Origin of the sequence: Loktanella sp. SALINAS62 (assembly GCF_018263905.1) — a bacterium.
Classification (GTDB): Bacteria; Pseudomonadota; Alphaproteobacteria; order Rhodobacterales; family Rhodobacteraceae; genus Loktanella.
The window spans coordinates 1-25,483 of record NZ_JAAFZU010000055.1 but is presented as its reverse complement, the minus strand read 5'-3'; the positions used below and the strand labels follow the sequence as shown (position 1 = coordinate 25,483).

Sequence of the window (25,483 nt, the reverse complement as noted above, 5' to 3'; positions counted from 1 at the left end):
CCCGTTTTGAAAAGGGGTTAGGCAGGTTCGGACGGGATCATCGTGATGCGGCCATCGTCGGCCTGCGCCCTGATCGCCGCGCTGACGGCATTCATGGCAGCATCCCCCACGTCAGGGGTGATTTCGCCGGTTTCTTCCATCGTGTCGCGGATCTGGCCAGCCATGCGTTGCGACAGGCTTCCCAGAATAAATTCAGCAACTGCGGCCGCCGGGCCAGCCTGTTGCGTGGCAAAAAACATTGCCGCGGCCAGTTCGGCGGGGTCCACATCGCGCAGGCACATGGGAATATCCGCAGGCTTTATCCGGGTTGGGATGTCATTGAAGGTAAAGATGGATTTGCGGATATCTGCCGCAAACAGTTTGTCATCGTTATCCAATCCGTCCAGCAAGGCGTCGCGCGTGACGCTGGGGCTGTTGTTCAGGATCGCACCCATCCGGCGGTCGGGTGGCGCGGCAAAGGCGGTTACGGTCACGGTGCTGTAGCTATTGATCAGGGCGTGTCCGATCCGGGTGACGGTGGCAGGCGCGATATGTTCCGTCTGTTTTATGCCCACCGCCAGCGCACGGGCGCGATCACCGGGCAATTTGCCCAAAAGATCAGCGGCACGCGCAACCGGCATCTTGGCCAGCAACACAGCACCGATTTGCAGGCCTTCGGATGTCAGCACGCGCAGAATTGTGTCGTTATCCAGATTTTTAAGTCGGACCCAGGGATCGGTTTCCTGCCTGCCTGTCACACGGTCGCGGATGCGGGTGGCGATATCCGGGGACAGCTGATCCGACAGGGCATCAAGTGCGGCGATCACGCCGCCGGGCGCGCTAAGCCCCACGGCATCCAGCAGATCAGCGAATTCAGCGGCAACCGCGTTGACCGTGTCCCGGTCGACCAGCCGTATATGCCCCAGTTCGGCAGTCAAATCTTCCTGAATGCGCGCGGGAAGGTCGGACAACGACAGTTTGCCACCGTCGCTAATCAGCAAGTGAACAATGATCGCGGCCTTCCTGCGCCGTGTCAGGTGCGGGATCGGGGGCAAATTGGGGCTGATGTCAGGATCATGGCGCATGACCCCAGCCTAAGGGGCAAAACGTGAACGCACCGTAAAGCGGTCCGGTGCGTTCACGCAATATCAGGTCGTCAGCTCGTGGAAACCGGGACGCAGGTTCCGGTTTCGTGGTCAATTGTTGCGCCTTCGGGACAGGTCATGGCGGTCTGGCTGCTGCTGCAGCCCGCTGCGACCGCAGCCGCCGGGGTCACCAAAAGCGTGGCAAGGATCATAAGTCGTGCAAGCATCGTGGTTCCTTTCCGGTTGAATGTTCCGGAAAGATACCACCTGTTTGACCTTACGTCACCTGCGACCGATCAGCCCTTGCCAAAGACGCGGGCAAAGATCGTATCGACGTGTTTGGTGTGATAACCAAGGTCGAATTTGTCGCGGATCTCTTGTTCGGATAGAACCTGAGTTACCTCTGGGTCAGCCAGCAATTCGGTCTGGAAATCACGGCCTTCTTCCCAGACTTTCATCGCGTTGCGCTGCACAAGGCGGTAAGCGTCCTCGCGGCTGGTGCCGGCCTGCGTCAGGGCCAGCAAGACTCGCTGCGACATGACAAGGCCACGGAATTTGTTCATGTTATCCAGCATGTTCTGCGGATAAATCACCAGTTTTTCAATCAGGCCCGCCAGACGGTGCAGCGCGAAATCCAGCGTGATTGTCGTGTCCGGCCCGATGGCGCGTTCGACGGATGAATGGCTGATATCGCGTTCGTGCCACAGCGTCACGTTTTCCAGTGCCGGTGTCACTGACATGCGCACCAGACGGGCCAAGCCTGTCAGGTTTTCGGTCAGCACCGGGTTGCGCTTGTGCGGCATGGCAGAGCTGCCTTTTTGCCCCTTGGAGAAAAACTCTTCGGCTTCCAGCACTTCGGTCCGCTGCATATGACGCACTTCGGTGGCGATGTTTTCGATGCTGGATGCAATGACGCCCAGCGTGGCAAAGAACATGGCGTGACGGTCGCGGGGGATGACCTGCGTGCTGATCGGTTCCGGCGTCAGGCCCATCTTGGCGCAGACGTGTTCTTCGACGGCGGGGTCGATATTGGCAAACGTGCCGACCGCACCGGAAATCGCGCCAGTGGCGATTTCAGCGCGTGCGGCGACAAGACGGCTGCGCCCGCGGTCCATTTCGGCGTAAAAGCGGGCAAAGGTCAGGCCCATCGTCGTGGGTTCAGCGTGAATCCCGTGCGACCGCCCGATCCGCACCGTATCCTTGTGTTCCACCGCGCGCGATTTCAGCGCGGCCAACACCCGGTCCATACCGTCCAGCAGCAGATCGGCGGCGCGGGTCAACTGAACGTTCAGCGTGGTGTCCAGCACGTCCGACGATGTCATGCCCTGATGGACGAACCGCGCGTCTTCGGCCCCGATGTGTTCGGCCAGATGGGTCAGGAATGCGATGACGTCGTGTTTCGTGACGGCCTCGATCTCGTCGATGCGGGCGACGTCGAATGTCACGTCGCGGGCTTTCCAGACCGCGTCGGCATTGGCGCGGGGGATGACACCCAGATCGGCCATCGCGTCACAGGCATGTGCCTCGATTTCATACCAGATTCGGTATTTCGTGGCGGGTTCCCAGATGGCAACCATATCGGGACGGGAATAGCGCGGGATCATAGGGGCGGGCCTTTCGGGTTGGCAGCAGGATCGCGCGCGTCATACTGCGGGGCGTCGGGAATGGAAAGGTAAGCGATGACGCTGGGGCAAGCCGATTTTGCAGGGACATGGCAGATCACGCGCCGGATCGTGGATCGGCACGGGGCGCAGTCGGGGCAGTTCGACGGTCTTGCAGATCTGACACCCCAGGCTGCGGCGGGGCTGCAGTACCGCGAAGACGGGACACTGACGCTGGACGCGGGTGGCACGTTTCGCGCAAGCCGGGCGTATGTGTGGCAGTTTACGTCAGACCGCGTGTTGGTGAAGTTCGACGACGGGCGCGACTTTCACAGTTTTGTCCCGACGGGGCAGGCGGCGGGAACAGATCACCCATGCGGTCAAGATTATTATCGTGTGACTTATGATTTTCGCGATTGGCCGGTCTGGCGTGCGGTCTGGACGGTCACTGGCCCGGCCAAGGATTACACGATGACCAGCCTTTATACACGGCGCTGAGGCCTTGCGACTTTGCGATCGCTGGGTCAAACATAGTCAAACCATATCGAACAGGAGGAAGGCGCATGGCGCTGACAATGACGGACAAGGTGCTGGGCGAAACCTTTGGCGCGACCGAAGGCACAGCACTGCGGATGAAACAGGCGGCGATGGTCGTCGCAGGCATCGCAATTCTGGCCATCGCAGCCAAGATCAGCGTGCCGATGTGGCCAGTGCCGATCACCATGGGGACGTTTGCCGTGCTCACGTTGGGCGCCGCTTACGGCCCGCGTCTGGGTCTTGTGACGATCATGGGTTACATGATTCTGGGCGCCATCGGTCTGGATGTCTTTGCAGGCACCGGCGCGGATGCATCCGGTCTGACCTATATGATGGGCGGCACCGGCGGCTATTTGGTCGGCTACGTGATTGCGACGATGATTCTGGGTCTGGCGGCGCGCGCCGGTTACGACCGCTCTGTCAAAGGCATGGTGGCTGCACTGGTCGCCGGCAACGTGGCGATCTACGTGCCGGGTGTGTTGTGGTTGGGCGTGCTTTATGGCTGGGACCAGCCGATCGTGGCATGGGGTCTGACACCTTTCCTGATCGGTGACGCAGTCAAACTGGTGCTGGCCGCACTGTTGGTGCCCGCTGTGTGGAAGCTGGTCGCGAACGCGCGCGGCTGATTCAGCTTTACCCGTCGAATTTAAGGGCGTCGCGCATTGTGCGGCGCCTTTTTTCATCTGTGGGGACGGTTGGCAGTCAGGCAGAGCGTGCGATCTGCATGCTGCAGTCTGCCAGCATCAGTCGTGCGCCGCCCAGCTTTTTTGCCGCATAAAGCGCCTTGTCGGCTTCGCGCATGGTCAGCGCAGATGGTCGGGCAGGGACAAACGCCGCGGCCCCTGCCGACAGAAAGACGACCAAATCCTGACCACCATCCATCTGGTTGAATCCGACACCGCCGCAAATCAACTGTTCTACGCGCGCAAGCTGGCTGTCTGGATCGTCGCCTGTCAAAAGAATCCCGAATTCGTCGCCGCCCAGTCGCGCCACGGTCAGATCTGGCGAAATCAATGGGGCAAGCTGGGCTGCAATCGCCTGTAGCGCGCGGTCACCTGTCGCATGGCCCAGTGTGTCGTTGATCAACTTGAACGCGTCGCCGTCCAGCAACAACAAGTATCCTGACCTGTTGCGTTTGGCTTCGTCTGCCATGGCAGATAGAAACGCGCGCCTGTTCGACAGGCCGGTCAGCGCATCCGAATCCGCCAGTTCGCGCAACCGCTGACGGCTTTGCACTGCGACGGCAAACCCGCATAGCGCAAACACTACAAACGGCAGACTGGTGATGACGGTCAACGCCAGTCGTGGCCAGAATGCGTAAATGATCGTTCCAAACAGCAGAAATTCCGTAGCCAAGGATGCGGCATGGATCAGAATCGAGATCAGGATGGATTTCAGCGCGATGTCATAACCGCCGGTGGGGGCCAACCACCGGGCAACAAACAGAAAGTTTTTTTCCAAGTGCCTGCGCATCGCGGGATGCTAATGCGCAATCGTTAGCGATGTATTAATGCGCGCGGCTACTCGCTTTCCTGCGGTTGCAGCATCATGACGCCCAAGGCCGCCGCGCGGGCCAGATCAGGGTCAAGCGACATCGGGATGTATTCGCCACGGCGCCACAGCTCGCCCAGATTGTCGTAGTAGCGCGACAGAAAATGGCCTGATTGTCCGGTGGCAGTCACAAAGACCGAACTGTCCGGGTCCGCGAAATCGTAAACCCCACGATAACCTGCGGCATGGACATTGCGGAACGGGTTGGGGCCTTCGCCTGCGGTGCGGCCACGCATCAGTGTATTGTCACCGCCCGATGTGGACTGACGGATGTTGACGAACCATTGCAGCACCGGCACGTCGCCCAGCACGGGATGATCGTGGGTCGCCTGATGCATGTCGCCCCAGCGCAATGTTTCCAGGTTTTTGCCAAAGGATTCGTCGATCCATTGCAATGCGTCGTCCAGCGCCATCCTTGCGATATCGGTGCAGGTTTCTGTCGGGGCGGATTGAATCACGTCACACCAGACCGATGCGCCATCCACGTCGCGGAATACGCGTTCGATAAAGACCGGATCGGGATGCGTATATTGGGTTTCCAGCGGCCCAAGGTCGTCCTGGATCAGGCGGGTCTGCAGCGCGCGCAACCACGCGGCATAGATCAAGGGTTCGGGCAGATGTTCATTCATCTCGCCGTTCCAGTTGGCCAGCAGCTCAAGTGCGATCTGACGACGGCGCTGGGGTGTTCCGTCGGGGGCGGCCTCGCCGGTGAACCACAAATCCGCCCCGATCAGCGGAAGCAAAGAGCGGGCGGTGAAACTGACGGTGTCAAGCTGTGCCTCGATGAAGCTGTCGCGCGTGTGGACCTGACGGCTTTGCATCAGGCGTCGCCAGCGGTTGATGCGCTGCGTATCGCCCCATTTGAAACTGACATGATTGGGAAAGGGGCGGTCGACGGTCTTGTTGTTGGTATTGCCAAGAATACCGCCTTCGGGGGCGATGAATTCGGGGTTGTCTGCATAGGGCATGCGGCCCTGCCAACGGTTTTCGGCAACATAGCCATAACTGGGCATTCGGCCCTGACTGCGGTGCATCGGATCGCGGCGCGGGATCGCACCGATGGTTTTCAGCGCCACATCGGTCCGGTCTGCCAACGTCAGGTTCTGTGCGGGTGCCAGATAGCCTTCTGCCGCGTCGATCGCGCCTTCGACCGTGCGCGCGGCCATCATGCGCATAGCAGCGGTGACAGAGGTATCTTCGCCGGATAGTGCTGTCCACGACAACGCCGCCACATGACCGGCGGGGGTAACCGCGCCCAGATCGAACACATCGCCGGGCAGGACGGGGCCATTTTCAGTCCAGCGCAGTTTCAGCGTGATCGCGGGGGCGTCCTTGATCCGGACGATGCTTTCACGGGTTCTGAAATCGGCCCAGCCGTCGGGTGTGCGGTACTGATTTGGATTGTCGGGATTCACTTGTTCCAGATGCACATCCTGATCGTCGACGTAGGCCGTCGTGACCCCCCAGCCGATATCGGAACTGCGCCCGGTCAGCACGACAGGCAAACCGGGAATGGTCGCCCCGATGACGTCGCCCGATTGCAGCTGCAAGCGTGTCAGATACCAGATCGTCGGCGCGGTCAGTCCCAGATGCGGATCGTTCGCCAGCAAGGTCGATCCCGCCGCCGACCGCGACAGACCGGCGGCCCATGCGTTCGATGCGCCCGACAATTCATGTGATTTCAGCGGCGACAGGGCGGGGTCCAACGTGTCGGCGCTGGCGGTATAGCGCGGCACATCGTCGATCATCGCGCTGTATTCGGGCAGTGCCGCGATGCCGGATGACGGATCGTCGGGCAATATATCTTGCAGCCGCTCGGGCGACACCATCAGCGATGTGCGCGCGCGCAGCACCTCGTAATCGGCTTGACCGGACAGTTGCAGCGCCATGATTTTCAGGATCGCGATGCTGTCAGCAGGCTGCCAGGGTGCGACAGCATGGTTGAACACCCACATTTCAGGCGCACCCCGCCCGCGTGATCCCGCGTTGATTTCATCCAGCCACGCGTTCACACCGTCAGCATAGGCATCAAGTGCGGTCCGTGTCGCGGTGTCCTGGGCCGCGACCGACGACACCGCAAGACCGTAAAGATCAAGCCGCCGTATCAGGTTGTCGATGCTGACGGTGCGCTGGCCGAACAATTCCGACAGGCGGCCCTGTGCGGTCCGCCGCAACATCGTCATCTGCCATAGCCGGTCCTGCGCGTGGACATATCCCAGCGCAAAATATGTGTCGGCATCGGTTTCGCCAAAAATATGGGGCACGGCGGCGTTGTCGCGCACGACTTCAACCGGCGCTGACACGCCCTGCACGACAAAGGTTCCGTCATGATCGGGCAAGGAGCGGGACGCAAAATACCACACAAGCGTCACGGTCGCCACGCTCAGCACAAACAGCGCTGTCGTCAAGCGTAGTAGCCACCGGAATATGATCGCCATGCCTGTCCCTTAGCCGTCGGTTTATGGCGGACTGTCTAACCAGTCCTGCCGACCAAGACCAGCGGGGTTCACAGGTTGATGATAATGGCCGTCACGCCGACCACAGCTTCTACCGCGAAGAAAATCCATTTGTTCTTGCTGGGGCCGTCCAGAATGATGGATGTCATCCGACCGACCGCGCCGCCCGTCCATGCAAAACCGATGGCGGCATAGGCGCCCGGCAGACCCGTCAGCAGCGCACCGACCCCCAGCCCCACGAACAACGCACCGGACGCTGCGCGCACTTCGGACAGGCCCATGGTGCTGTTGTTTTTGGTGGCGGTTTCCAGCACGTCCATCGTGTAGCGTGGCGCCAGCCAGCCAATCGCACCGAACCCGATGGATACGAGCGCGATCAGGATATTGAGGATGTCCATAGGGTTGTCCTTTGATTGTTCGGGGGACCAAAGCAGTTTTGCCCGTTATTGTTCCGATGACGACTCTATTTTAGCAAATCTACGCAAAAGGGCGGCCCACTGGACCGCCCCGCGTTTTGATGTATCCCGCGTGGATCAGAACCCGGCCTTGATCAGCTCGAACGTTTCCGCCTGACGTTCGCGCATTTCATTGCTCATCGGCAGTTGGGCCAGAACCGGGACAGAGATTTCTTCCAGACCAGACGCGGCAAGGTCTTCTTCGCTGACCTGTGCGTTCAATGCGACCTTGTTGGACGATCCAAAGCCTGCATCAAGCAAAGGCATGACAGATGAATCGGCCAGCATCGCGTTGATGTAGTCGTAAGCCTTGTCATCTGATCCGGGTCCATCCTCCAAATTCACATAGCCGCACAGCCAAAGCGATGATCCTTCGGCAGCCTGACGCTGAAACGCGATCGGGCGGCCTTCTTCGACCATTGTGGGATAGGTTTCGTTCCATGCCCAGCTGACCAGCACTTCGCCAGAGGACAAAAGCTGCGACAGTTCGGCCGGATCGGTCCAATAGGTCCGCAGGTTCGGATGCACTGCGCGCAGCCAGTCAGACGCTGCTTCGAACTGTGCGTCGGTGGCGTTCTGCCAGTTGTCGACACCGGTTGCGAGGTAGGCCAGCGCATAGGCATCGTCGACGTTGTCAGGCAGCGTCATCCGTCCTGCATAGGCAGGGTTCTGGAACACGTTCAGCGATGCGACGTCTTCTGCAGGAACCTCTTCAGGATTATAGGCGATGGCCGTTGATCCAAAATCCGTCGGGACAAAGTAAACGCCGGCATCCGCAGCCACGTTTTCGCCGGTCAGGTTGCTGTCCAGATCATCCCACGCGTCGATCCTGCTGGTGTCCCATTCTTCCAGAATGCCACTTTCGGCCCATTTGGTCACAGAACCTGCACAGATGTGTGCGACATCGGCCTGAAAACCGGACCGGATTTTCTGAAACGCTTCGTCTTCGTCGCCGAAAAAGCTGAAGGTCGGGCTGTCGCCGTGCGTGTCGATATAGGCTTGATGGAATTCCGGAACTTCGAAACCCGGATAATCGAAGACAAGCAGGTCACTGTCTTGCGCTGCAACGGTTGTTGCAGTGGCGACAAGGGCGGCAGAGCCAAGAAGTCGAGCGATAGTCATTTGGTAACTCCTGTTGAACCTTTGAATTGAAGCGACGCTAAAACCTAGACCCTGAAACGGCAAGAGACATCGGGGGCCTGCGGGGTTTCGCGCCGCACCGCCGCTGGATGCGCCTGAATTGTCGTTCTTGGGGTTTGTCAAATTGTAAGGGATCGGCCATCATTCAAGCGACGGCGCCGGATTGGCGCGCATTTTGCAATCAATTTGCCCGCAAAAGGAGCATCCATGGCATCACGCCCGAACCAGTCCACCGACATGCCTCTTTCAGCGGTGCCAAACCCGATTCCAGACCAATGGATCGCAACAGGTCGAATGGCATGATCGATCGCGCCTATTGCCGGATGATGGCCCGTTACAATGCGTGGCAAAACAAAAGCCTATGGTCGGTTCTTGAGGCGATACCAGACGCCGATCTGCACGCCGATGTGGGGCTGATGCACGGATCGATCCTTGGCACGCTGAACCACCTGCTCTGGCTTGACCGGATGTGGTTGCACCGCTTTGCCGCGCAGCCTGTGCCAGATGCCGCAATGGACGCCACGGCGACGATGACGGCGGATAAAACCGCCTGGTGGACCGCGCGGTTTCGGACCGACGGCGGACTGCGGATGTGGGCCGATACCTTGGCCAGCGTCGATCTGAGCGGTGACATGGCGTTCTATTCGTTGACCCGCCATGATGACATGATCGCCCCCAGATCGGTCTGCGTCATGCACATGTTCAATCAGCAGACCCATTACCGCGCGATGGTCATGGGCGCGCTGACAAAAGCGGGCCATGACAGTTACGACGCCAATCTGTTCGGATTGGTCGATCACGATCTGTTTCCGGGTGCGCCCGGCTGACACACCTTTTTCCGTCGCGCGCTGTCGTGCGGCGCCATTGAAGAACACCAACAACAACGCGTGGCGCAACAGCCGCGCAACGTCAGGGAGCGATGCGATGTTTGATGCGATTGTGGTCAAGAAAAACGCAGAGGGGCAGACGCATGCCGCGGTGGAACAGCTATCGCTGGATGATCTGCCCGCAGGCGACGTGACGGTCGCCGTTGAATATTCAACGCTGAACTACAAGGACGGGTTGTGTCTGGGGCCGGGCGGCGGGCTGGTGCGCAATTACCCCCATGTTCCGGGGATCGATTTTGCAGGCACTGTCGAATCCAGCGAACACGAATGTTATAAGCCGGGCGACCGGGTCGTGTTGACCGGCTGGCGCGTCGGAGAGGCGCATTGGGGCGGTTACGCGCAAAAAGCGCGGGTCAAGGCGGAATGGCTGGTGCCGCTGCCTGACGGGCTGGATACCCGGCACGCCATGGCCATCGGCACCGCCGGGTTCACGGCAATGCTGGCTGTGATGGCGCTGGAAGACCACGGAATAAAGGACGGCCCGGTATTGGTCACGGGCGCATCGGGCGGTGTGGGATCGGTCGCCACAGCGATTCTGTCGCATCTTGGGCATGACGTGGCGGCCGTGACCGGCAGGCCGGACTCTGCGGATTATCTGCGCGGATTGGGTGCCACTGAAATCATCGACCGCGCAGAACTGGCCGAAACGATCAAACGCTCGCTGGAAGGCGAACGCTGGGGCGGCTGTATTGACGCGGTGGGCGGTGACATGCTGGCGCGCGTGCTGGGCCAGATGCAATACGGCGCATCGGTTGCGGCTGTCGGGCTGGCAGGCGGCGCGGGGCTGCCCGCAACGGTCATTCCGTTCCTGCTGCGCGGTGTGAACCTGCTGGGCATCGATTCCGTGATGCAGCCCTATGAAAACCGACTGCGGGCATGGCAGCGCATTGCAAAGGATCTGCCGCTGGAAAAGCTGGACGCGATGATCCAGCCCGCAACGCTGTCCGATCTGCCGCAGTTGGGGGCAGACATTCTGAAGGGTCAGGTGCGCGGACGTGTCGTTGTCGATGTAAACGCCTGATCTCTGTCCGATGTCGCTCACAGCAAGTGGAAGCGACAGCTATATTTGACGTAAAATCGGTGCATGTTGCCCCGGGCTACAGGAGGAACGCCAATGGCGCTTAAGCCAATTTTCACCGATTTGCCGATCAAGGTCGCCAAGCGCGGTTTCTATTCGGGTTTCAATCTGGATGTGACGCTGTCGTCGAAAATCATCATCGGATTACTGGTGATCTGGGCCGTGGCGTTTCCCGCAAACGCAGGCCGTGTGCTGGGGGATTTCAACAGTTTCATCCTGACCAACTTTGCAACCTGGTATGTCGGCGTGATGCTGTTTTTCGTGGTCGTCTGTGTCGGTCTGGCGGTCTGGCCAAGCGCGGGCCGCTTGAAACTGGGCCTGCCAGACGATGTGCCAGAATTTGATAACTTTTCGTGGTTTTCCATGATGTTCGGCGCCGGAATTGGTGTGGGCATGCTGACGTGGGCCGTGGCCGAACCGATCTATCATTTCAACACCAACCCCGACGTCATTTCAGGCGCTGCAACCGCAGCCGGTGCCGATAACGCCATGAACGCGTTCAAATGGTCCTATCTGCACTGGGGTCTAACGGCGTGGTCGGCCTATGCGATTGCGGGTCTGGGGCTTGCGTTCTTTGCCTATCGCCGGTCGCTGCCGCTGACGATCCGGTCGTCGCTGACGCCCCTGTTTGGCGCGCGCCTGTCCGGACCGCTGGGCCATCTGATTGACGCCGTGGCCGTGGTCGCCACCATTCTGGGTGTGGCACAGACGCTGGGCTTCGGTGTGAACCAGTTTATCGACGGGTTGGCGCGGATCGGGTTCGGTGACTGGCTGATGCAGACCGATGCCGAAGGCGCTGTGACCCCATCGGTCATGGGAATTCTGGTCGCGATCTTTATCATCATGGGTGCATCCACGCTGTCGGCCCTGTCGGGCGTGGGCAAGGGGATCAAGTGGCTGTCGAACATCAACATGGTGCTGTCGATCTTCCTTTTGGGGTTCCTGATGATTTTCGGGGCGACGTTTTTTGGTGCACAGGCGTTTTTCGTCGGCATCTGGGATTACCTGATCGCACTGCCAGGCATGATGGTGACCGTCTACAGTGACGACGGGACGGAAACCGGTGCGGCGCTGGCGAGCTGGCAGGGGGGATGGACGGTTTTCTACTGGGCGTGGTGGGTTGCTTTCGCACCGTTCGTCGGGCTGTTTCTGGCGCGTATCTCGAAGGGGCGCACGATCCGCGAATTCGTTCTGGGGGCGATCCTAGTGCCGTCGCTGATGTGTTTTGTCTGGTTTGCATGGGCCGGTGGCACCGCCATCGACCTTGAACAAAGTGGGCAAGCGGGCGGTGCGATCTTTAACGCAACCGATGGCGGCAAGATCTTTGCGATGACCGATGCGCTGATCGGAAACCCGATCCTGCAATACGGTATGGCGGTGATCATCGTGATCTTGTTGATGACCTATCTGGTGACCTCTGCCGATTCTGCCGTTCTGATCGTGAACACGATCAACGCCGCAGGTGACGAAGGCCCAAAGGCACGTCCGCACATCATTTTCTGGGGTGTCGCACTGGGGGCTGTTGTGGCGGCGTTGCTGATCATCGGCGGGATTGGTGCGATCCAGACCGCGATGGTGATCGGCGCATTGCCGTTTTCGGTGGTCATGGTGCTGATGGCCGTCTCGCTGATCAAGGCGATCTACTACGACAGCCGCCGTGTTCAGGCCGGGATGCCAACGACCGCAGAACCGAACGTAGAAGGATTGCAGCATCAGGTTGGGGCTGAACAAGAGCGACCCGCAACCACGATTTGACCGTCTTGCGGGGGCCGCTGTGACCACGGCGGCCCCCGCACACAAACATCGCCCGACGCGTTCGGTTTGTCATTCCGACGCAACTTATGTTAGCGTTAGCGAAACCAACGACAAAAGGAAGCTGCATGACAGAGGTCACCGGGCAGGGCATACCAGAGCCTGAAGGAGCGGTCGGTACGATTGAAACCGACTATGATATCGGACAGGACAACATCGAAGGGTCGGTGGGCAATTTCGGGTTCGATATCCACAACCCCGTTTTTGGCGTATCGGCAATCGCCGTCGTCGCGTTCGTCTTTTATACGCTCGCGCTGCCGGAACAGTCAGGGTCGGTCTTTAGCTGGTTGTTCACCGCAGTCACAGGCACGTTTGATTGGTTCTTCTTGTTGTCAGCCAACTTTTTTGTCCTGTTTTGTCTGTTCCTGATCGTGTCGCCTTTGGGCAAGGTGCGGCTGGGTGGCGCCGAAGCGACTGCGGATTATACCTATGTCGGCTGGTTCGCCATGCTGTTTGCCGCTGGGATGGGCATCGGCCTGATGTTCTACGGCGTGTCAGAACCGCTGACGCATTTTTCCACATCGCTGGGTGGGCCTGCGTCTGAAGGCGGGCTTCGCACGGACTGGTCGCCGCTTGCAGGTGCCGTCGACGATACGGAATCCGCAATCAGGCTAAGCATGGCATCGACCATTTTCCACTGGGGTCTGCACCCTTGGGGGATCTATGCGATCGTCGGTCTGGCGCTGGCGCTGTTCAGCTACAACAAGGGGCTGCCGCTGACGATCCGGTCGGCGTTCTATCCGCTGTTGGGCGAACGTGTCTGGGGCTGGCCCGGTCATGTCATCGACATCATCGCGGTCTTTGCCACTCTGTTCGGTCTGGCGACATCCTTGGGGTTCGGCGCCACACAGGCCACTGCCGGTCTGAATGCTTTGTTCGGCATCCCGACAGGCAGCGTGACAGAGGTTATTCTGATCACCTTTATCACGGCCATCGCGCTGGTTTCGGTGATGCGCGGGCTTGATGGCGGGGTAAAGATCCTGTCCGAAATCAACATGGGTCTGGCCGGGTTGCTGTTGTTCTTTACCTTGCTTGTGGGTCCAACCGTGGCGCTGATCGTATTGTTTGCGGATTCGTTGCTGGCCTATTTCACGTATTTGCCAGCGCTGTCGAACCCGTTTGGTCGGACTGATACAAACTTTTTGCAGGGCTGGACGTCGTTCTACTGGGCGTGGTGGATCAGCTGGTCGCCGTTCGTCGGCATGTTCATCGCACGGGTCAGCCGTGGCCGTACCGTGCGCGAATTCATTACCTGCGTGCTTTTGATTCCTAGCCTTGTCTGCGTGTTGTGGATGTCGGTCTTTGGTGGCACCGCGATTTTGCAGGTGGTCAACGATGGCTACACAGCAGCACAAGACGCGGAATTGCCGGTTCAGTTGTTTGCCATGCTGGACGCACTGCCGTTGGCGCAGATCACAAGCTTTATCGGGATCGTGCTGGTCATCGTGTTCTTTGTGACCTCGTCGGATTCGGGGTCGCTGGTGATTGATACAATCACGGCGGGGGGCAAGATCGACGCACCCGTGCCGCAGCGTGTGTTCTGGTGCATTTTCGAAGGCGCCGTGGCCATCGTGCTGCTTTTGTCGGCAGGCGGTCTGGCATCGCTGCAATCCATGGTCATTTCGACCGGGTTGCCGTTCACCATCGTCCTGCTGTTCATGTGCTATGCGATCTACAAGGGACTGAAAAGCGAACCAAAACCCGCCTAACGGTCTGGACGCGCGTTAAAAGGGCCCCGCACTATGGGGCCCTTTTGCGTTTGCGCTTGAACACCGGCGCGGCGCACTAGATTGGACATCTATGACTGACACATCCCCTATACTGCTTTGGTTTCGCCGCGATCTGCGACTGTCCGATCATCCCGCGTTGGCACAGGCCTGTGACAGTGGGCGGCCAGTCATCCCGGTGTTCATCAACGACGATGTGGTCGCCGCAACAGGTGCGGCCGCGCGGATGCGGTGGGGGCTGTCCATCGCCGCCCATGCAGACGCCTTGATGAACAAAGAAAGTCGTCTGATCTTGCGTCGGGGAAACCCGGTTGATGTCCTGCGTCAGCTGATCCGGGACACCGGCGCGGGGGCGGTGTGGTGGTCGCGGCTGTATGATCCCGACTGCATCGCGCGCGACAGGACCGTCAAACAAGCGCTGAAGGACGATGGGATTGATGCCCGCAGTTTTGACGGACATTTGCTGTTCGAACCCTGGACCGTGGAAACAGGCACAGGCGGTTTCTACAAGGTGTTTACACCGATGTGGAGGAACGTGCGCGACCGGGAACTGCCCGGCACACGCGCCGCACCGGACCAACTGACGACGCCCACGGACTGGCCCGAAAGCGATGCACTGTCGGATTGGGACATGGATGCCGCAATGAACCGCGGCGCCGATGTGCTGCGCCCGTGGTGCGTCGTGGGCGAAGACGCGGCGCGCCAGCGACTGGCCACTTTTGTTCAGCACCAGATGTCGGACTATCAAAAAAACCGTGATGTGCCGTCGAAAAAGGATGGCACGTCGGGTCTGTCCGAAAACCTGACCTATGGCGAAATCAGCCCGCTGGCCTGCTGGCATGCGGGGCAGCGCCAGTTGCAGGACGGGTCCAAGGACGCGGAAACGTTTCTGAAAGAACTGGTCTGGCGCGAATTTGCATATCACCTGATCTATCATACCCCGCGCATTGCGACCGATAACTGGCGCGAAGACTGGAACGGCTTTGACTGGAACACCGATGAACGCCGTGCAGAGGTGATTGCGTGGAAACAGGGGCGCACCGGTATCCGTTTCGTCGATGCCGCCATGCGCGAGATGTATGTCACCGGCACCATGCATAACCGGGGCCGCATGATCGTTGCGAGCTATCTGACCAAGCATCTGCTGTGTCATTGGCGGATTGGACAAAAATGGTTTCAGGATCACCTGATCGACTGGGACCCGGCCAGCAACGCGATGGGCTGGCAATGGTCCGCCGGGTCCGGGCCGGATGCGACGCCGTATTTTCGGGTATTCAACCCCGTCACGCAGTTGGACAAGTTCGACAAGGACCGCCACTACGTAAAAGCGTGGCTGGCAGAAGACTATGCTGCGCCATCGGACACGGCGTGCGCCTATTTCGACGCGATTCCGCGCCGCTGGGGCATGTCTCCCGATGACGCATATCCCGATCCGATCGTGTCCGCAGACGCAGGCCGCAAGGCCGCACTGGACGCTTACAGCACGTTCAAGGACTGAATTGCTGCGTCATCATGGCCATCCGCGCAACTATTCCGGCAGGCTGTCGTGACTTCCGTGAACAAAACGCTAAAGTCCGCGAAATCCTGACAGGATGGACATAATCTTGAGGACCGACCACGCATGATCCTGACCACAACCGAAGGGCAATCCGGCCTTCCGCGCTATTTTCAATCCGTGTTCAACATGCTCAAGCTGAAACGCGGGCGGCTGGATGTGATCTTGCCGGACGGGCGGCATTTCCGGACCGAAGGCACCGATCCCGGTCATGTGGCAGAAGTGCAGATTCACAACCCGGACGTGTTTGCACGCACCGTGCGCGAAGGCGATCTGGGATTGTGCGATGCCTATCTTGACGGCTGGTGGAGCACGCCGGATCTTCAGGCGTTCATGGATCTTGTGCATGACGACGCCGAAGACATGTACGACGGGTTTCCGGGGCAATTTTTTGTGCGCAGCTTTGAACGTCTGCGGTTCTGGTTGCAGCGCAATTCCAAAAAGCAGGCCCGCAAGAACATCGAATTTCATTACGATCTGGGCAATGATTTCTACCAGCTCTGGCTGGACGACACGATGACCTATTCCAGCGCGCTGTTTAAGACCGGACAAGAGGATCTGGAGACTGCGCAGATCCAGAAATATGCATCCATGGTCGATCAGATGGGTGTGCAGCCCGGTGACCATGTGCTGGAAATCGGCTGTGGCTGGGGTGGTTTCGCCGAATACGCGGCCAGCCAACGCGGCCTGTCTGTGACCTGCCTGACAATCAGTACAGAACAGTTCAACTACGCCGTGGACCGCATTGAAAAGGCTGGGTTATCCGACAAGGTAACGATAAAGCTACAGGATTACCGCGACGAAAAAGGCAGCTACGACGGCATCGCCAGTATCGAAATGTTCGAAGCGGTGGGCGAACAATATTGGCCCGTCTACTTTGAAACCGTCCGTAACCGATTGAAACCAGGCAAGAATGCGACGCTGCAGATCATCACCGTGGCTGATCGTCGCTGGAAGATCTACAAGCGCGGCCCTGATTTCATTCAGAAATATATCTTTCCCGGTGGGATGTTGCCCAGTCCGTCAGCCTTGCGTTCAGTGGTCGGTAACGCGGGCCTGTCAGTCGTCAAATCCGTTGAATTCGGCCATAGCTACGACCTGACGCTGCGCCGCTGGCACGACACATTCAATGCCAAATGGGATCAGGTCGCGGCACTGGGCTTTGATGACCGTTTCCGGCGCATGTGGAACTTTTATCTGACCTCTTGTGCTGCGACTTTTGCCAGTGAAAACTGCGACGTGACACAGATTACAATTACCCGTCCGGTCTGACCGATCGGCACACGCACCAAAGGACAGTTATGCCAACAGCCGGAAACCTGACGGGTGCGATCCTTTATGCCATTCTGGGGGGCGTAGTGGCCTATCTGACGTTGCCACTGTTTGTCGAAGGTGACGCGCCGGACTTTTGGTATCCGCTGTGTATCGTGTCAGGACTTATCTGCGGCTGGTCTGTCATGGGTAACCGGGTCGGTCAGGGCTATAGCGTTGCCGTCGGCACCGCAGTAACCGCTGCCGGCGCGCTTGCGTTCTGGGCGCTGCTGTTAACGTCGATCACCCGGATGATCCAAAAGTCGATGCGTGGCCAATACGACGGACCGACAGATGCCGTGATTGCGACGTTCGGCATTATGGGCGATTACGCGTTGCTGTTTGCCACACCGGTCATCATCGGAACCTTGGTTGCGGGCGGTCTGATCGCGGGCCTTGTGACAGAGGCGGTCGGCCGCCGGTATCGCTGATCATGCGCTTGTTCGTCTATGGCACCCTGCGCGACGCAGAATTGCGCGACGCGGTCGCCGGGCCGGGCGGGTCCGTCAGCCCTGCGATGTTGCGCGGATATGCGGTGAAACCACTGGCCGACAGCGTTGTGCCGCTGATTGTGCCGCAACGCGACGCCGTTGCACCCGGTCTGGTCTGGGACGGGCTGACCACGGCGCAGGCTGACCGCCTTGCCCTGTACGAAGGCGCATATGACTACAGCCTGATCACCGTGACGGTGACCGACGCCGATGGCGGTGACATGGAAGCGATGATGTGGCTGCCACCGGCAGACGCGCGGGCAGGGGATGGAGACTGGTCGTTCGATCACTGGCAGACGCATTACGCAGAAACCTCTGTTCTGGCCGCGACCGCGTTGTTTCAGATGCAGCCGCCCCCATCGCCGCAGGATTTGCGGTGGCAGTTTCCGATGATCCAGAAACGGGCATGGACGCAGACGCGGGCCAGCGGGCAGGGTGGCCCTGCAACGCTGCGCCATCGCGCCGGTGTTGATGATGTGACCGTGACGCAGCGCAAGCCTGCGGTGGGTGATTTCTTTCGCCTGCAGGGCTTTTCCGTCACGCACAGGCGGTTTGACGGCGCGATGCAGGGACCATTGCCGCGCGAGGTTTTTGTCGGGGTCGAGGCGGTTCTTGTCCTGCCGTATGATCCGCTGCGGGAAAAACTGGTGCTGGTCGAACAGATACGCATGGGTGCGCTGGAACGCGGCGATCCGAACCCGTGGATTCTGGAACCTGTCGCAGGGATGATCGACGCCTTCGAAACACCAGAACAGGCCGCCCTGCGCGAAACACGTGAAGAGGCAGGACTGGACGTCAGGCTGCGTCACGTCACGTCCTGCTATCCTTCGCCCGGCAACGCGACCGATTACTTTCATTGCTACATCGGATTGGCTGATATTGCCGATGAAACGCCATGGTCGGGTGGGCTGGCCGCCGAACACGAAGACCTGCGCGTGCATGTGGTGACGCTGGACCACGCGCTTGATCTGGTCGCAACCGGAGAGGTCAATGTCGCCCCCGCCGTGATGCTGATCTACTGGCTTGCGATCAACAGGGCCGCGTTGCGGGTTGAGTTCGACGGTGGCATCGCTAGTTAGGGAAGCGTAACACCGCGCGAAAGGCTGCAGCCATGACCATCAAGACCGATCTTGCCGACACCGTTGGAAACACCCCCCTGATCAAGCTGCACGGCCCGTCCGAAGCGACTGGCTGCACAATTCTGGGCAAGGCGGAATTCATGAACCCCGGCCAGTCGGTCAAGGACCGCGCGGCGCTTTACATCATTCGTGACGCTGTCGCCAAAGGTTTGCTGAAACCCGGCGGCACCATCGTCGAAGGGACGGCAGGCAATACCGGCATCGGTCTGGCGCTGGTCGGTGCGTCGATGGGGTTCAAAACTGTCATCGTGATCCCCGAAACGCAGTCCGAAGAAAAAAAGGACATGCTGCGATTGGCGGGCGCGCAACTGGTGCAGGTGCCTGCGGTGCCGTATAAAAACGCGAACAACTATGTGAAATATTCCGGTCGTCTGGCCGAACAGATGGCCCGCGACAGCAACGAAGGCGTCATCTGGGCCAACCAGTTCGACAACGTCGCCAATCGGCAGGCCCATGTCGAAATGACCGGCCCGGAAATCTGGGAACAGACCGGTGGCCGCGTGGATGGGTTCACCTGTGCCGTCGGGACCGGCGGCACGTTGGCGGGCGTGGCAGAGGTGCTGCAGCCCAAGGGCGTCAAGATCGCGCTGTCCGACCCCGAAGGGGCGGGTTTGTTCAAGATCTATACCGGCGAGGAAAACCCCGGTGACAGCATCACCGAAGGTATCGGGCAGGGGCGCATCACGGCCAACCTCGAAGGGTTCACGCCTGATTTCAGCTACCGTATCACCGACGCCGAAGCCCTGCCGATCGTGTTCGATCTGTTGCAAAGCGAAGGACTGTGTCTGGGTGGATCGTCCGGCGTCAATGTCGCCGGCGCCATGCGGCTGGCGCGCGATCTGGGACCGGGGCATACGATTGTGACGATCCTGTGCGACTACGGCACCCGCTACCAGTCAAAGGTCTGGAACCCGGATTTCCTGAAATCAAAGAACCTGCCAGTGCCCGACTGGCTGGACAAAGGCCCGCAATCCATTCCCGGCGTGTTCGAGGACGTTTGACCATGCTGCACCGACTGGCCGCAGTGATCCTTGCGGTCGGCCTTGGCGCATCGACCCCGGCCGTTGCACAGATATCGCTGGACAGTCTGACGGGCGGCGCTGCGGCGCCAGCAGAAGATACGGCAGACAGCGGGGCCACCGAACCAGAGGCCGATGCCGATGCGCTGGCACAGGCGACGTCTGAATTTGCGGCAGCGGTGCCGGATCTGGACGACTGGCGCGCGCTGGCCGACCGGGTCGAAGAAGAGTTGAACGACGGCGAAACCACCAACGCCATGCTGAGCGCGGCGCGCGACGATATTTTCGCGTGGCGGCAGCGCTTTTTGGACCTGACATCCTTGAACGCGGGCCGCATTGGTACGGTGCAGGCGCAGATCGACGCGCTGACCCCGACGGCGCCGGATGCAACCGTGTCGCCCGCGATTGCCGCACGACTGGATGAACTGAACGCCCAACTTGACGCGCTGCTTGCGCCCGGTTTGCTGGCGTCAGAAGCCTATGCCCGCGCCAATGGCCTGATATCCGAAATCGACAGCGAATTACGGCAGGCCGACACCAACCGGCTGTGGTCACGTGATGCGTCACCCTTGTTGCCCAGCAGTTGGGCGCTGGGGGCGGACGCCATAGACGTCGCACTGAACCGGGTCATGCGGCGCTATGAAACGCGGATGTCGGGCGGGGGCACCAGCGGTCTTTGGGCGAACCTGCCGGCCGGGATCATCGCCCTGCTTGCGGCGCTTGTTCTGCTGGTCCGGTCGCCCCGCTGGCTGTTGCTTGCCCAGACAAAGGTCGAAAACTCTGAGGCGCGGGGCCGCGCGATCTGGGCGCTTTTGCTATCGGTCCTGCAGATCGGTCTGCCTGTCTTGGGGATGTCGCTGCTGTTCGTCGCACTGCGCCAGTTCGGCATTTTACCGCGATCCGGCACGTCCGTCACCTCTGCGGTCTATACGGCTGGTGTGCTGATCATCGTGACGCGCTGGCTGAACGTGCAACTGTTTCCCAAAGGCACCTTTAACGGTCCGCTGGGCTATCCCGCGGATGTGCGTCGCAAGGTACGGCGGACCGGCGTGGCGGTGGGGGTCATGCTTGCGGCGTTGCTGATTGTCGCCGCCCTGCTGCTGGATGCCAATGTCGCGTCGGTGCCACGGTCCGTCGTGATCTTGCCGGTCATCATGCTTGCAAGCCTGTTTTTGTGGCGGCTGGGGGCGCTGCTGCGCCATTCCCCCATGGCCGATAGTGGAGAGACGGGAACTGGTCGTGTCCGGCATGTTGTCGGGTTGATCTATATGATCGTGGCGATCGCAACGCCCGTTTTGTCTGCACTGGGATATGCGCAGGCGGGGCGTGCCCTGTTCGCGCCGGCGGTGATGACCCTTGCGGTTCTTGGTGGCTTTATCGTGCTGCAGCAGGCGATCACACGCATCTATGCGCCCGACGACAGCGAAAGCAGCTCGCTTATTCCGATTCTTGTGGGGATGGTCCTGTTCATCGTGCTGATGCCTGTGACTGCGCTTGTCTGGGGGGCCAGTGTTGCCGATCTGATCGAGGTCTGGACCCGGTTTCGTGCGGGGTTCCAGATTGGTGAAACGGTTATTTCCCCGACCGATTTCCTGACCTTTGCCATTATCTTTGCCGTGGGGTTCATCCTGACGCGGTTTGTGCAGCGGTCGTTGAAAGGCACCGTTCTGCCACGCACAAAACTGGATCTGGGCGGCCAGAACGCTGTGGTGTCGGGCTTGGGTTATATCGGCATCACGCTGTCGGCGCTGATCGCCATTACCCTGGCTGGCATCGACCTGAGCAGCCTTGCCATCGTGGCGGGTGCGCTGTCGGTCGGGATCGGTTTCGGTTTGCAGACAATCGTGCAGAACTTTGTATCCGGTATCATTCTGCTGATCGAACGCCCCATTGCCGAAGGCGATATGATCGAAGTCAACGGTCAGGTCGGTTTTGTCCGCGACATTTCTGTCCGGTCGACAAGGATCGAAACATTCGACCGAACCGACGTCATCATTCCGAACGCTGATCTGGTCAGCGGGCAGGTCACGAACTGGACTCGTGGCAACATGGTCGGGCGTCTGATCCTGCCGGTTGGCGTCGCCTATGGGTCAGATGTCGAATTGGTCCGCAAGCTCTTGTTAGAGATCGGTAACGATCATCCGCTTGTGATTGCTGACCCGGAACCGCAGGCGCTGTTCGTGGCCTTTGGTGCGTCGTCGCTGGATTTCGAATTGCGTGTCATCCTGCGCGATGTGAACTGGAAAATGATCGTGACCGACGAAATGAACCGCGGCATCAATGCGAAACTGGCAGAGGCTGGGATCGAAATTCCGTTCCCGCAAACCGACGTCTGGCTGCGTGAACCGAAAAAGGGACAAAGCCAGTCGGAAACCGCGCCGCCGCCGCATCCTGACGATCCTGGTGCCATGCTGACGGCCGACGATCTGGATGTGGATGCCGACCCCGACATGGGACAGCCCACATGACCGATCACCTGTTCGTATCGGACGCCTATGCCCGCGACGCAGTGGGACAGGTCACGGAATTGACGCAGGAAGGCGGGATCGTGTTGAACGCCAGCCTGTTCTATCCGACGGGTGGCGGGCAGCCCGGCGATTCAGGCCGACTGCAGTGGAACGGTGGCAATCTGATGATTGGCACAACGATCAAGGGGCGCGGCGCCGACATCATCCTTGTGCCCGCAGAACCCGTACCATTGCCGCCCGTTGGAACAATCGTGACGCAGGTGCTGGATTGGGAACGCCGCCACCGCATGATGCGTATGCATACCGCGCTGCACCTGCTGTCTGTCGTCATTGGGAAACCCGTCACCGGTGGCCAGATCGGGGAATCGAAAAGCCGTCTGGATTTCGACATGGAAGACGCGCCTTCCAACAAGGATCATCTGGACGATGAACTGAACGCCCTTGTGGCCGCTGACCTGCCAGTGACATCCGAATGGATCACCGGGGCGGAACTGGATGCGCGGCCTGCCTTGGTCAAGACGTTGTCGGTGCAGCCGCCGCGTGACGCGGATCACATCCGACTGGTGCGGATCGGGCTGGGTGACGATTGCATCGATCTGCAGCCCTGTGGCGGCACCCATGTGCGCAGCACTCTGGAAATCGGCCGGTTGCGGATCGGCAAGATCGAAAAGAAAGGCCGCCAGAACCGGCGCGTTTATCTGCATCTGGAAGACAGCTGATGTTTCGGTTTCTGATCATGTTCAGCGCCGGCCTGTGTCTGTGCCTGTCTGCGGTGCTGATGTTTGCGCCCGGCGCCTATGTTGGGTTGTATCTGGACGGCGCTGCGCCCGGTGGTGCGTTCATGGGACGCCGGGCCGCCCCTGTGCTGTTCGGTGTGGCTATCATCGTGTTCACGCTGCGCGACGTGCCGGCCGGGACGCATCGGCGGACAGTGGCGCTTGCAATGGCTGCGATGTGGGGTGGGATCGGCCTGACGGGGTTGTGGGAAAATGGGGTGGGTCAAGCCAACGCCAACGCCATGATTGCGGCGCTTTTTGAATTGATGCTTGCCGTCGCTTTTGTGCGGGCGCGTTAAGGGTTTTCCAGCGTGGTTTCCGCCTCTGGCAGGCCTTCGCGGGACAACAGGATCGCAAAAGGCCGCAGGGCCGCGACATGGCTACACACGACAAGCAGCATCACCATGATCGGCACCGACAGGAACATGCCAGGCACGCCCCAGACAGCGCCCCAGAACGCAAGGCTGAGCAATATCCCGAAACTGGAAAGGCGCAACGCGCGGCCCATCAGCATCGGGTCGATGATGGACCCGTTCACGAACTGGATCGTTCCCGCAATCACAAAGATCAGCGCCGTCATCCAAGGATCACCAAGCTGGATATACGCGGCCAGCACCACCAGACCCGTGGCGATGATCGACCCAATATTGGGGATAAAGTTCAAAACGAAAGTCATGATCCCCAGCGGCACGGCGATTTCCAGACCAAAGGCCCGTGCCAGCGCATAGGTCATTACGCCAGTCGCCAGTGAAATGATCGTCTTGACCAGCAGGTAATAGTTCACCCGCCGGATGATCGACGCGATGATGCGCCCGACGCGACGGGCCTGCACCGGATCGCCCGTGAAATTCAAAAGCTTGGTCTGAAACCAGACCCGTTCCGCGAACAGAAAGCCGACGAACAGGATTACAAGCACGGTCGCCTGTGTCAGACTGGTGGCACCGCCCGCAGCGCCGCGCAGATAAGCCGACACCTCGATCGAGCTGACGGAATTGCGCACTGCCGCTTCGACGTCGTCGCCCGCCCATGCAAACAGCGCCGCAATCGCGTCAGGCGCACGTTCTGCATAGGCCAGCATCGTGATCAGCACGGTGTTGACCTGCGCCACGACAATGGATGTCAGGGTCAACAGTGCCGTGGCGATCAGCAGCACGGCGGCAAGGCTGGCCAGCCAGTTGGGAATGCGGAACGGGCCGACCCGCAGGCGAGCGATGAAATTGATCACATCAGATGTCAGCGAAAACACGATGATCGCGCTGGCCAGCGAAATCAGAATGAACCGCGCCTGTACCAGCAGGAACAACACCACGGCGAATGCGATGATGACCAGGGCCGCCGTTTGCACGCGCGCCATTTCCGACGGGCGGTCGGCGGATTTTTCGATCGGGTTTGGTGTGTGTTTCATCAGGCGGGGCGGCTTTTATGGTCGGTGCAGTGCGGGGCAATCATCATGCGGTAAACTATGTCTGGCAGCGTCCGTCGATACAATGCCCACACAGCATATTCATCGCCGCATGGGGCTTGCACGCCCCGAAAACCCTCGCTAAGTAGCCCGCAACGGACAGGTGGCCGAGTGGTCGAAGGCGCACGCCTGGAAAGTGTGTAGGCGGGAGACCGTCTCCAGGGTTCGAATCCCTGTCTGTCCGCCACAAAGCATCTCTGCTAAATTATTTTTTTATTTAATTTCAGAGCCTTGAACTTCTTTTGCAGCGCATTGGCAAGATCTCCCCCTTGATCTGCTACCCATTTTGCACCACATTCTGCTACCCATGTGCTCGGAGTGTGTGATGTCGAACGGTCTCCTTTTGCGCGGCAGGACGTATTATTTGAAGCGTCGGGTGCCGTCGCGGTTTGCGGGTGTGGAGCCGCGCGATGTCATCTGGGAAAGCCTGAAGACGGATTCGCGCGCGATTGCGTTGTCGAAGGCGCAGCGGGTGTGGTCGGGATATCTTGACGGCTGGGAAGCGCTGCTTGCGGGACGCGATGGCGATGCGGAGGCGCGCTTTCGGGTGGCGCGCGATCTGGCTGCGCGACGGGGCTACGCTTTTCTGACAGCTGACGCCGTTGCGGATCTGGATTTGATCGACGTGCTTCGCAGGGTCGAGGCGACCCAGTCAGCATCGGGTGACGCGATCCCGGACGTGGCCGAAGCAGTTCTGGGCGGGACGGAAGACCCGGGCCTGATGTTGTCCGGGCTTGTAGCGCATACTGAAGATATCGCTTCGCATGATAACCGGTTCAAAAGCACGCAGCAGATGCGGTTGTGGCGGAACCCGCGGATCCGCGCGGTCCGCAACCTGATTGCGGTCATTGGTGGAGATCGTCGTGTCGTGGATGTCGGCGCGGCTGAAGCGATTCAGCACCGCAAATGGTGGCAGGACAAGCTCAAGGGTGGAAAGCTGAAGGCCGCCTCAGC

General features: G+C 59.9%; 22 protein-coding genes, 1 tRNA gene and 1 pseudogene. 16 read left to right on the top strand and 8 right to left on the bottom strand.

Going from position 1 to position 25,483, the window contains the following annotated elements; genetic code table 11:
- Nucleotides 1-17: 17 nt before the first annotated feature.
- From GZH79_RS14595 to purB, 3 genes are all read right to left on the bottom strand, one after another.
- Nucleotides 18-1,064, bottom strand: coding sequence for a FliG C-terminal domain-containing protein (locus GZH79_RS14595; RefSeq protein WP_211644502.1), 1,047 nt, complete (start codon nucleotides 1,062-1,064; stop codon nucleotides 18-20).
- Nucleotides 1,065-1,135: 71 nt separating this feature from the next.
- On the bottom strand, nucleotides 1,136-1,291 hold the full coding sequence (locus GZH79_RS14590; protein WP_211644501.1) for a hypothetical protein: 156 nt from the start codon (nucleotides 1,289-1,291) through the stop codon (nucleotides 1,136-1,138).
- Nucleotides 1,292-1,360: 69 nt separating this feature from the next.
- Entirely contained in the window at nucleotides 1,361-2,668 is a 1,308-nt protein-coding gene (gene purB / locus GZH79_RS14585; protein WP_211644500.1) for an adenylosuccinate lyase, read from the bottom strand.
- Between the two features lie 75 nt (nucleotides 2,669-2,743).
- On the opposite strand from purB, the gene GZH79_RS14580 reads away from it, so the two are divergent.
- Nucleotides 2,744-3,163, top strand: a complete 420-nt coding sequence (locus GZH79_RS14580; RefSeq protein WP_211644499.1) for a DUF6314 family protein — start codon at nucleotides 2,744-2,746, stop codon at nucleotides 3,161-3,163.
- 65 nt (nucleotides 3,164-3,228) lie between these two features.
- Nucleotides 3,229-3,828, top strand: a complete 600-nt coding sequence (locus GZH79_RS14575; RefSeq protein WP_211644498.1) for a biotin transporter BioY — start codon at nucleotides 3,229-3,231, stop codon at nucleotides 3,826-3,828.
- 76 nt (nucleotides 3,829-3,904) lie between these two features.
- On the opposite strand, the gene GZH79_RS14570 is transcribed toward GZH79_RS14575, so the two are convergent.
- The 4 genes from GZH79_RS14570 to GZH79_RS14555 form a co-directional block, all read right to left on the bottom strand.
- Nucleotides 3,905-4,663, bottom strand: coding sequence for a GGDEF domain-containing protein (locus tag GZH79_RS14570; RefSeq protein WP_211644497.1), 759 nt, complete (start codon nucleotides 4,661-4,663; stop codon nucleotides 3,905-3,907).
- Between the two features lie 59 nt (nucleotides 4,664-4,722).
- Nucleotides 4,723-7,191, bottom strand: a complete 2,469-nt coding sequence (locus GZH79_RS14565) for a penicillin acylase family protein (RefSeq protein ID WP_211644496.1) — start codon at nucleotides 7,189-7,191, stop codon at nucleotides 4,723-4,725.
- A gap of 68 nt (nucleotides 7,192-7,259) precedes the next feature.
- A complete protein-coding gene (locus GZH79_RS14560) occupies nucleotides 7,260-7,607 on the bottom strand; it encodes a DUF4345 family protein (protein ID WP_211644495.1) in 348 nt (115 codons plus the stop codon).
- A 135-nt stretch (nucleotides 7,608-7,742) separates the two neighbouring features.
- On the bottom strand, nucleotides 7,743-8,786 hold the full coding sequence (locus GZH79_RS14555; protein ID WP_211644494.1) for an ABC transporter substrate-binding protein: 1,044 nt from the start codon (nucleotides 8,784-8,786) through the stop codon (nucleotides 7,743-7,745).
- Between the two features lie 317 nt (nucleotides 8,787-9,103).
- Here GZH79_RS14555 and GZH79_RS14550 point away from each other — a divergent pair, with 317 nt between their 5' ends.
- The 12 genes from GZH79_RS14550 (at nucleotide 9,104) to GZH79_RS14495 (ending at nucleotide 23,366) form a co-directional block, all read left to right on the top strand.
- Entirely contained in the window at nucleotides 9,104-9,631 is a 528-nt protein-coding gene (locus GZH79_RS14550) for a DinB family protein (RefSeq protein WP_211644493.1), read from the top strand.
- A 97-nt stretch (nucleotides 9,632-9,728) separates the two neighbouring features.
- Nucleotides 9,729-10,712, top strand: a complete 984-nt coding sequence (acuI, locus tag GZH79_RS14545; RefSeq protein WP_211644492.1) for an acryloyl-CoA reductase — start codon at nucleotides 9,729-9,731, stop codon at nucleotides 10,710-10,712.
- A 93-nt stretch (nucleotides 10,713-10,805) separates the two neighbouring features.
- Nucleotides 10,806-12,524 carry a BCCT family transporter gene (locus tag GZH79_RS14540; protein WP_211644491.1) on the top strand — a complete coding sequence of 573 codons (1,719 nt, stop codon included), beginning with the start codon at nucleotides 10,806-10,808 and terminating at the stop codon, nucleotides 12,522-12,524.
- Nucleotides 12,525-12,649: 125 nt separating this feature from the next.
- Nucleotides 12,650-14,290 (top strand): BCCT family transporter, encoded by a 1,641-nt coding sequence (locus GZH79_RS14535; RefSeq protein WP_211644490.1) that lies wholly within the window; start codon nucleotides 12,650-12,652, stop codon nucleotides 14,288-14,290.
- 91 nt (nucleotides 14,291-14,381) lie between these two features.
- A complete protein-coding gene (locus tag GZH79_RS14530) occupies nucleotides 14,382-15,806 on the top strand; it encodes a deoxyribodipyrimidine photo-lyase (RefSeq protein WP_211644489.1) in 1,425 nt (474 codons plus the stop codon).
- Between the two features lie 123 nt (nucleotides 15,807-15,929).
- On the top strand, nucleotides 15,930-17,135 hold the full coding sequence (locus tag GZH79_RS14525) for a cyclopropane-fatty-acyl-phospholipid synthase family protein (RefSeq protein ID WP_211644488.1): 1,206 nt from the start codon (nucleotides 15,930-15,932) through the stop codon (nucleotides 17,133-17,135).
- Between the two features lie 29 nt (nucleotides 17,136-17,164).
- Complete coding sequence (locus GZH79_RS14520; RefSeq protein ID WP_211644487.1) at nucleotides 17,165-17,605, top strand: TrgA family protein; 441 nt, start codon at nucleotides 17,165-17,167, stop codon at nucleotides 17,603-17,605.
- A gap of 2 nt (nucleotides 17,606-17,607) precedes the next feature.
- On the top strand, nucleotides 17,608-18,744 hold the full coding sequence (locus GZH79_RS14515) for an NUDIX domain-containing protein (RefSeq protein ID WP_211644486.1): 1,137 nt from the start codon (nucleotides 17,608-17,610) through the stop codon (nucleotides 18,742-18,744).
- A 32-nt stretch (nucleotides 18,745-18,776) separates the two neighbouring features.
- Entirely contained in the window at nucleotides 18,777-19,805 is a 1,029-nt protein-coding gene (locus GZH79_RS14510) for a cysteine synthase A (protein WP_211644485.1), read from the top strand.
- Between the two features lie 2 nt (nucleotides 19,806-19,807).
- On the top strand, nucleotides 19,808-22,291 hold the full coding sequence (locus tag GZH79_RS14505; protein ID WP_211644484.1) for a DUF3772 domain-containing protein: 2,484 nt from the start codon (nucleotides 19,808-19,810) through the stop codon (nucleotides 22,289-22,291).
- The gene (locus GZH79_RS14500) at nucleotides 22,288-23,010 is read left to right on the top strand and encodes an alanyl-tRNA editing protein (RefSeq protein ID WP_211644483.1); all 723 of its coding nucleotides are present in this window, start codon (nucleotides 22,288-22,290) and stop codon (nucleotides 23,008-23,010) included. Before GZH79_RS14505 ends, GZH79_RS14500 begins: the two co-directional genes overlap by 4 nt.
- Nucleotides 23,010-23,366: a hypothetical protein gene (locus GZH79_RS14495; RefSeq protein ID WP_211644482.1), complete on the top strand. Its 357-nt coding sequence runs from the start codon at nucleotides 23,010-23,012 to the stop codon at nucleotides 23,364-23,366. The genes GZH79_RS14500 and GZH79_RS14495 overlap by 1 nt, the downstream gene beginning before the upstream one ends.
- Here the strand turns inward: GZH79_RS14495 and GZH79_RS14490 are convergent.
- Entirely contained in the window at nucleotides 23,363-24,472 is a 1,110-nt protein-coding gene (locus GZH79_RS14490) for an AI-2E family transporter (RefSeq protein WP_211644481.1), read from the bottom strand. The genes GZH79_RS14495 and GZH79_RS14490 overlap by 4 nt on opposite strands.
- A gap of 154 nt (nucleotides 24,473-24,626) precedes the next feature.
- Here GZH79_RS14490 and GZH79_RS14485 point away from each other — a divergent pair.
- Together GZH79_RS14485 and GZH79_RS14480 are read left to right on the top strand one after the other, a co-directional pair.
- A tRNA-Ser gene (locus tag GZH79_RS14485) sits at nucleotides 24,627-24,716 on the top strand.
- 177 nt (nucleotides 24,717-24,893) lie between these two features.
- Nucleotides 24,894-25,483, top strand: a pseudogene (locus GZH79_RS14480) (integrase); the annotation flags it as partial.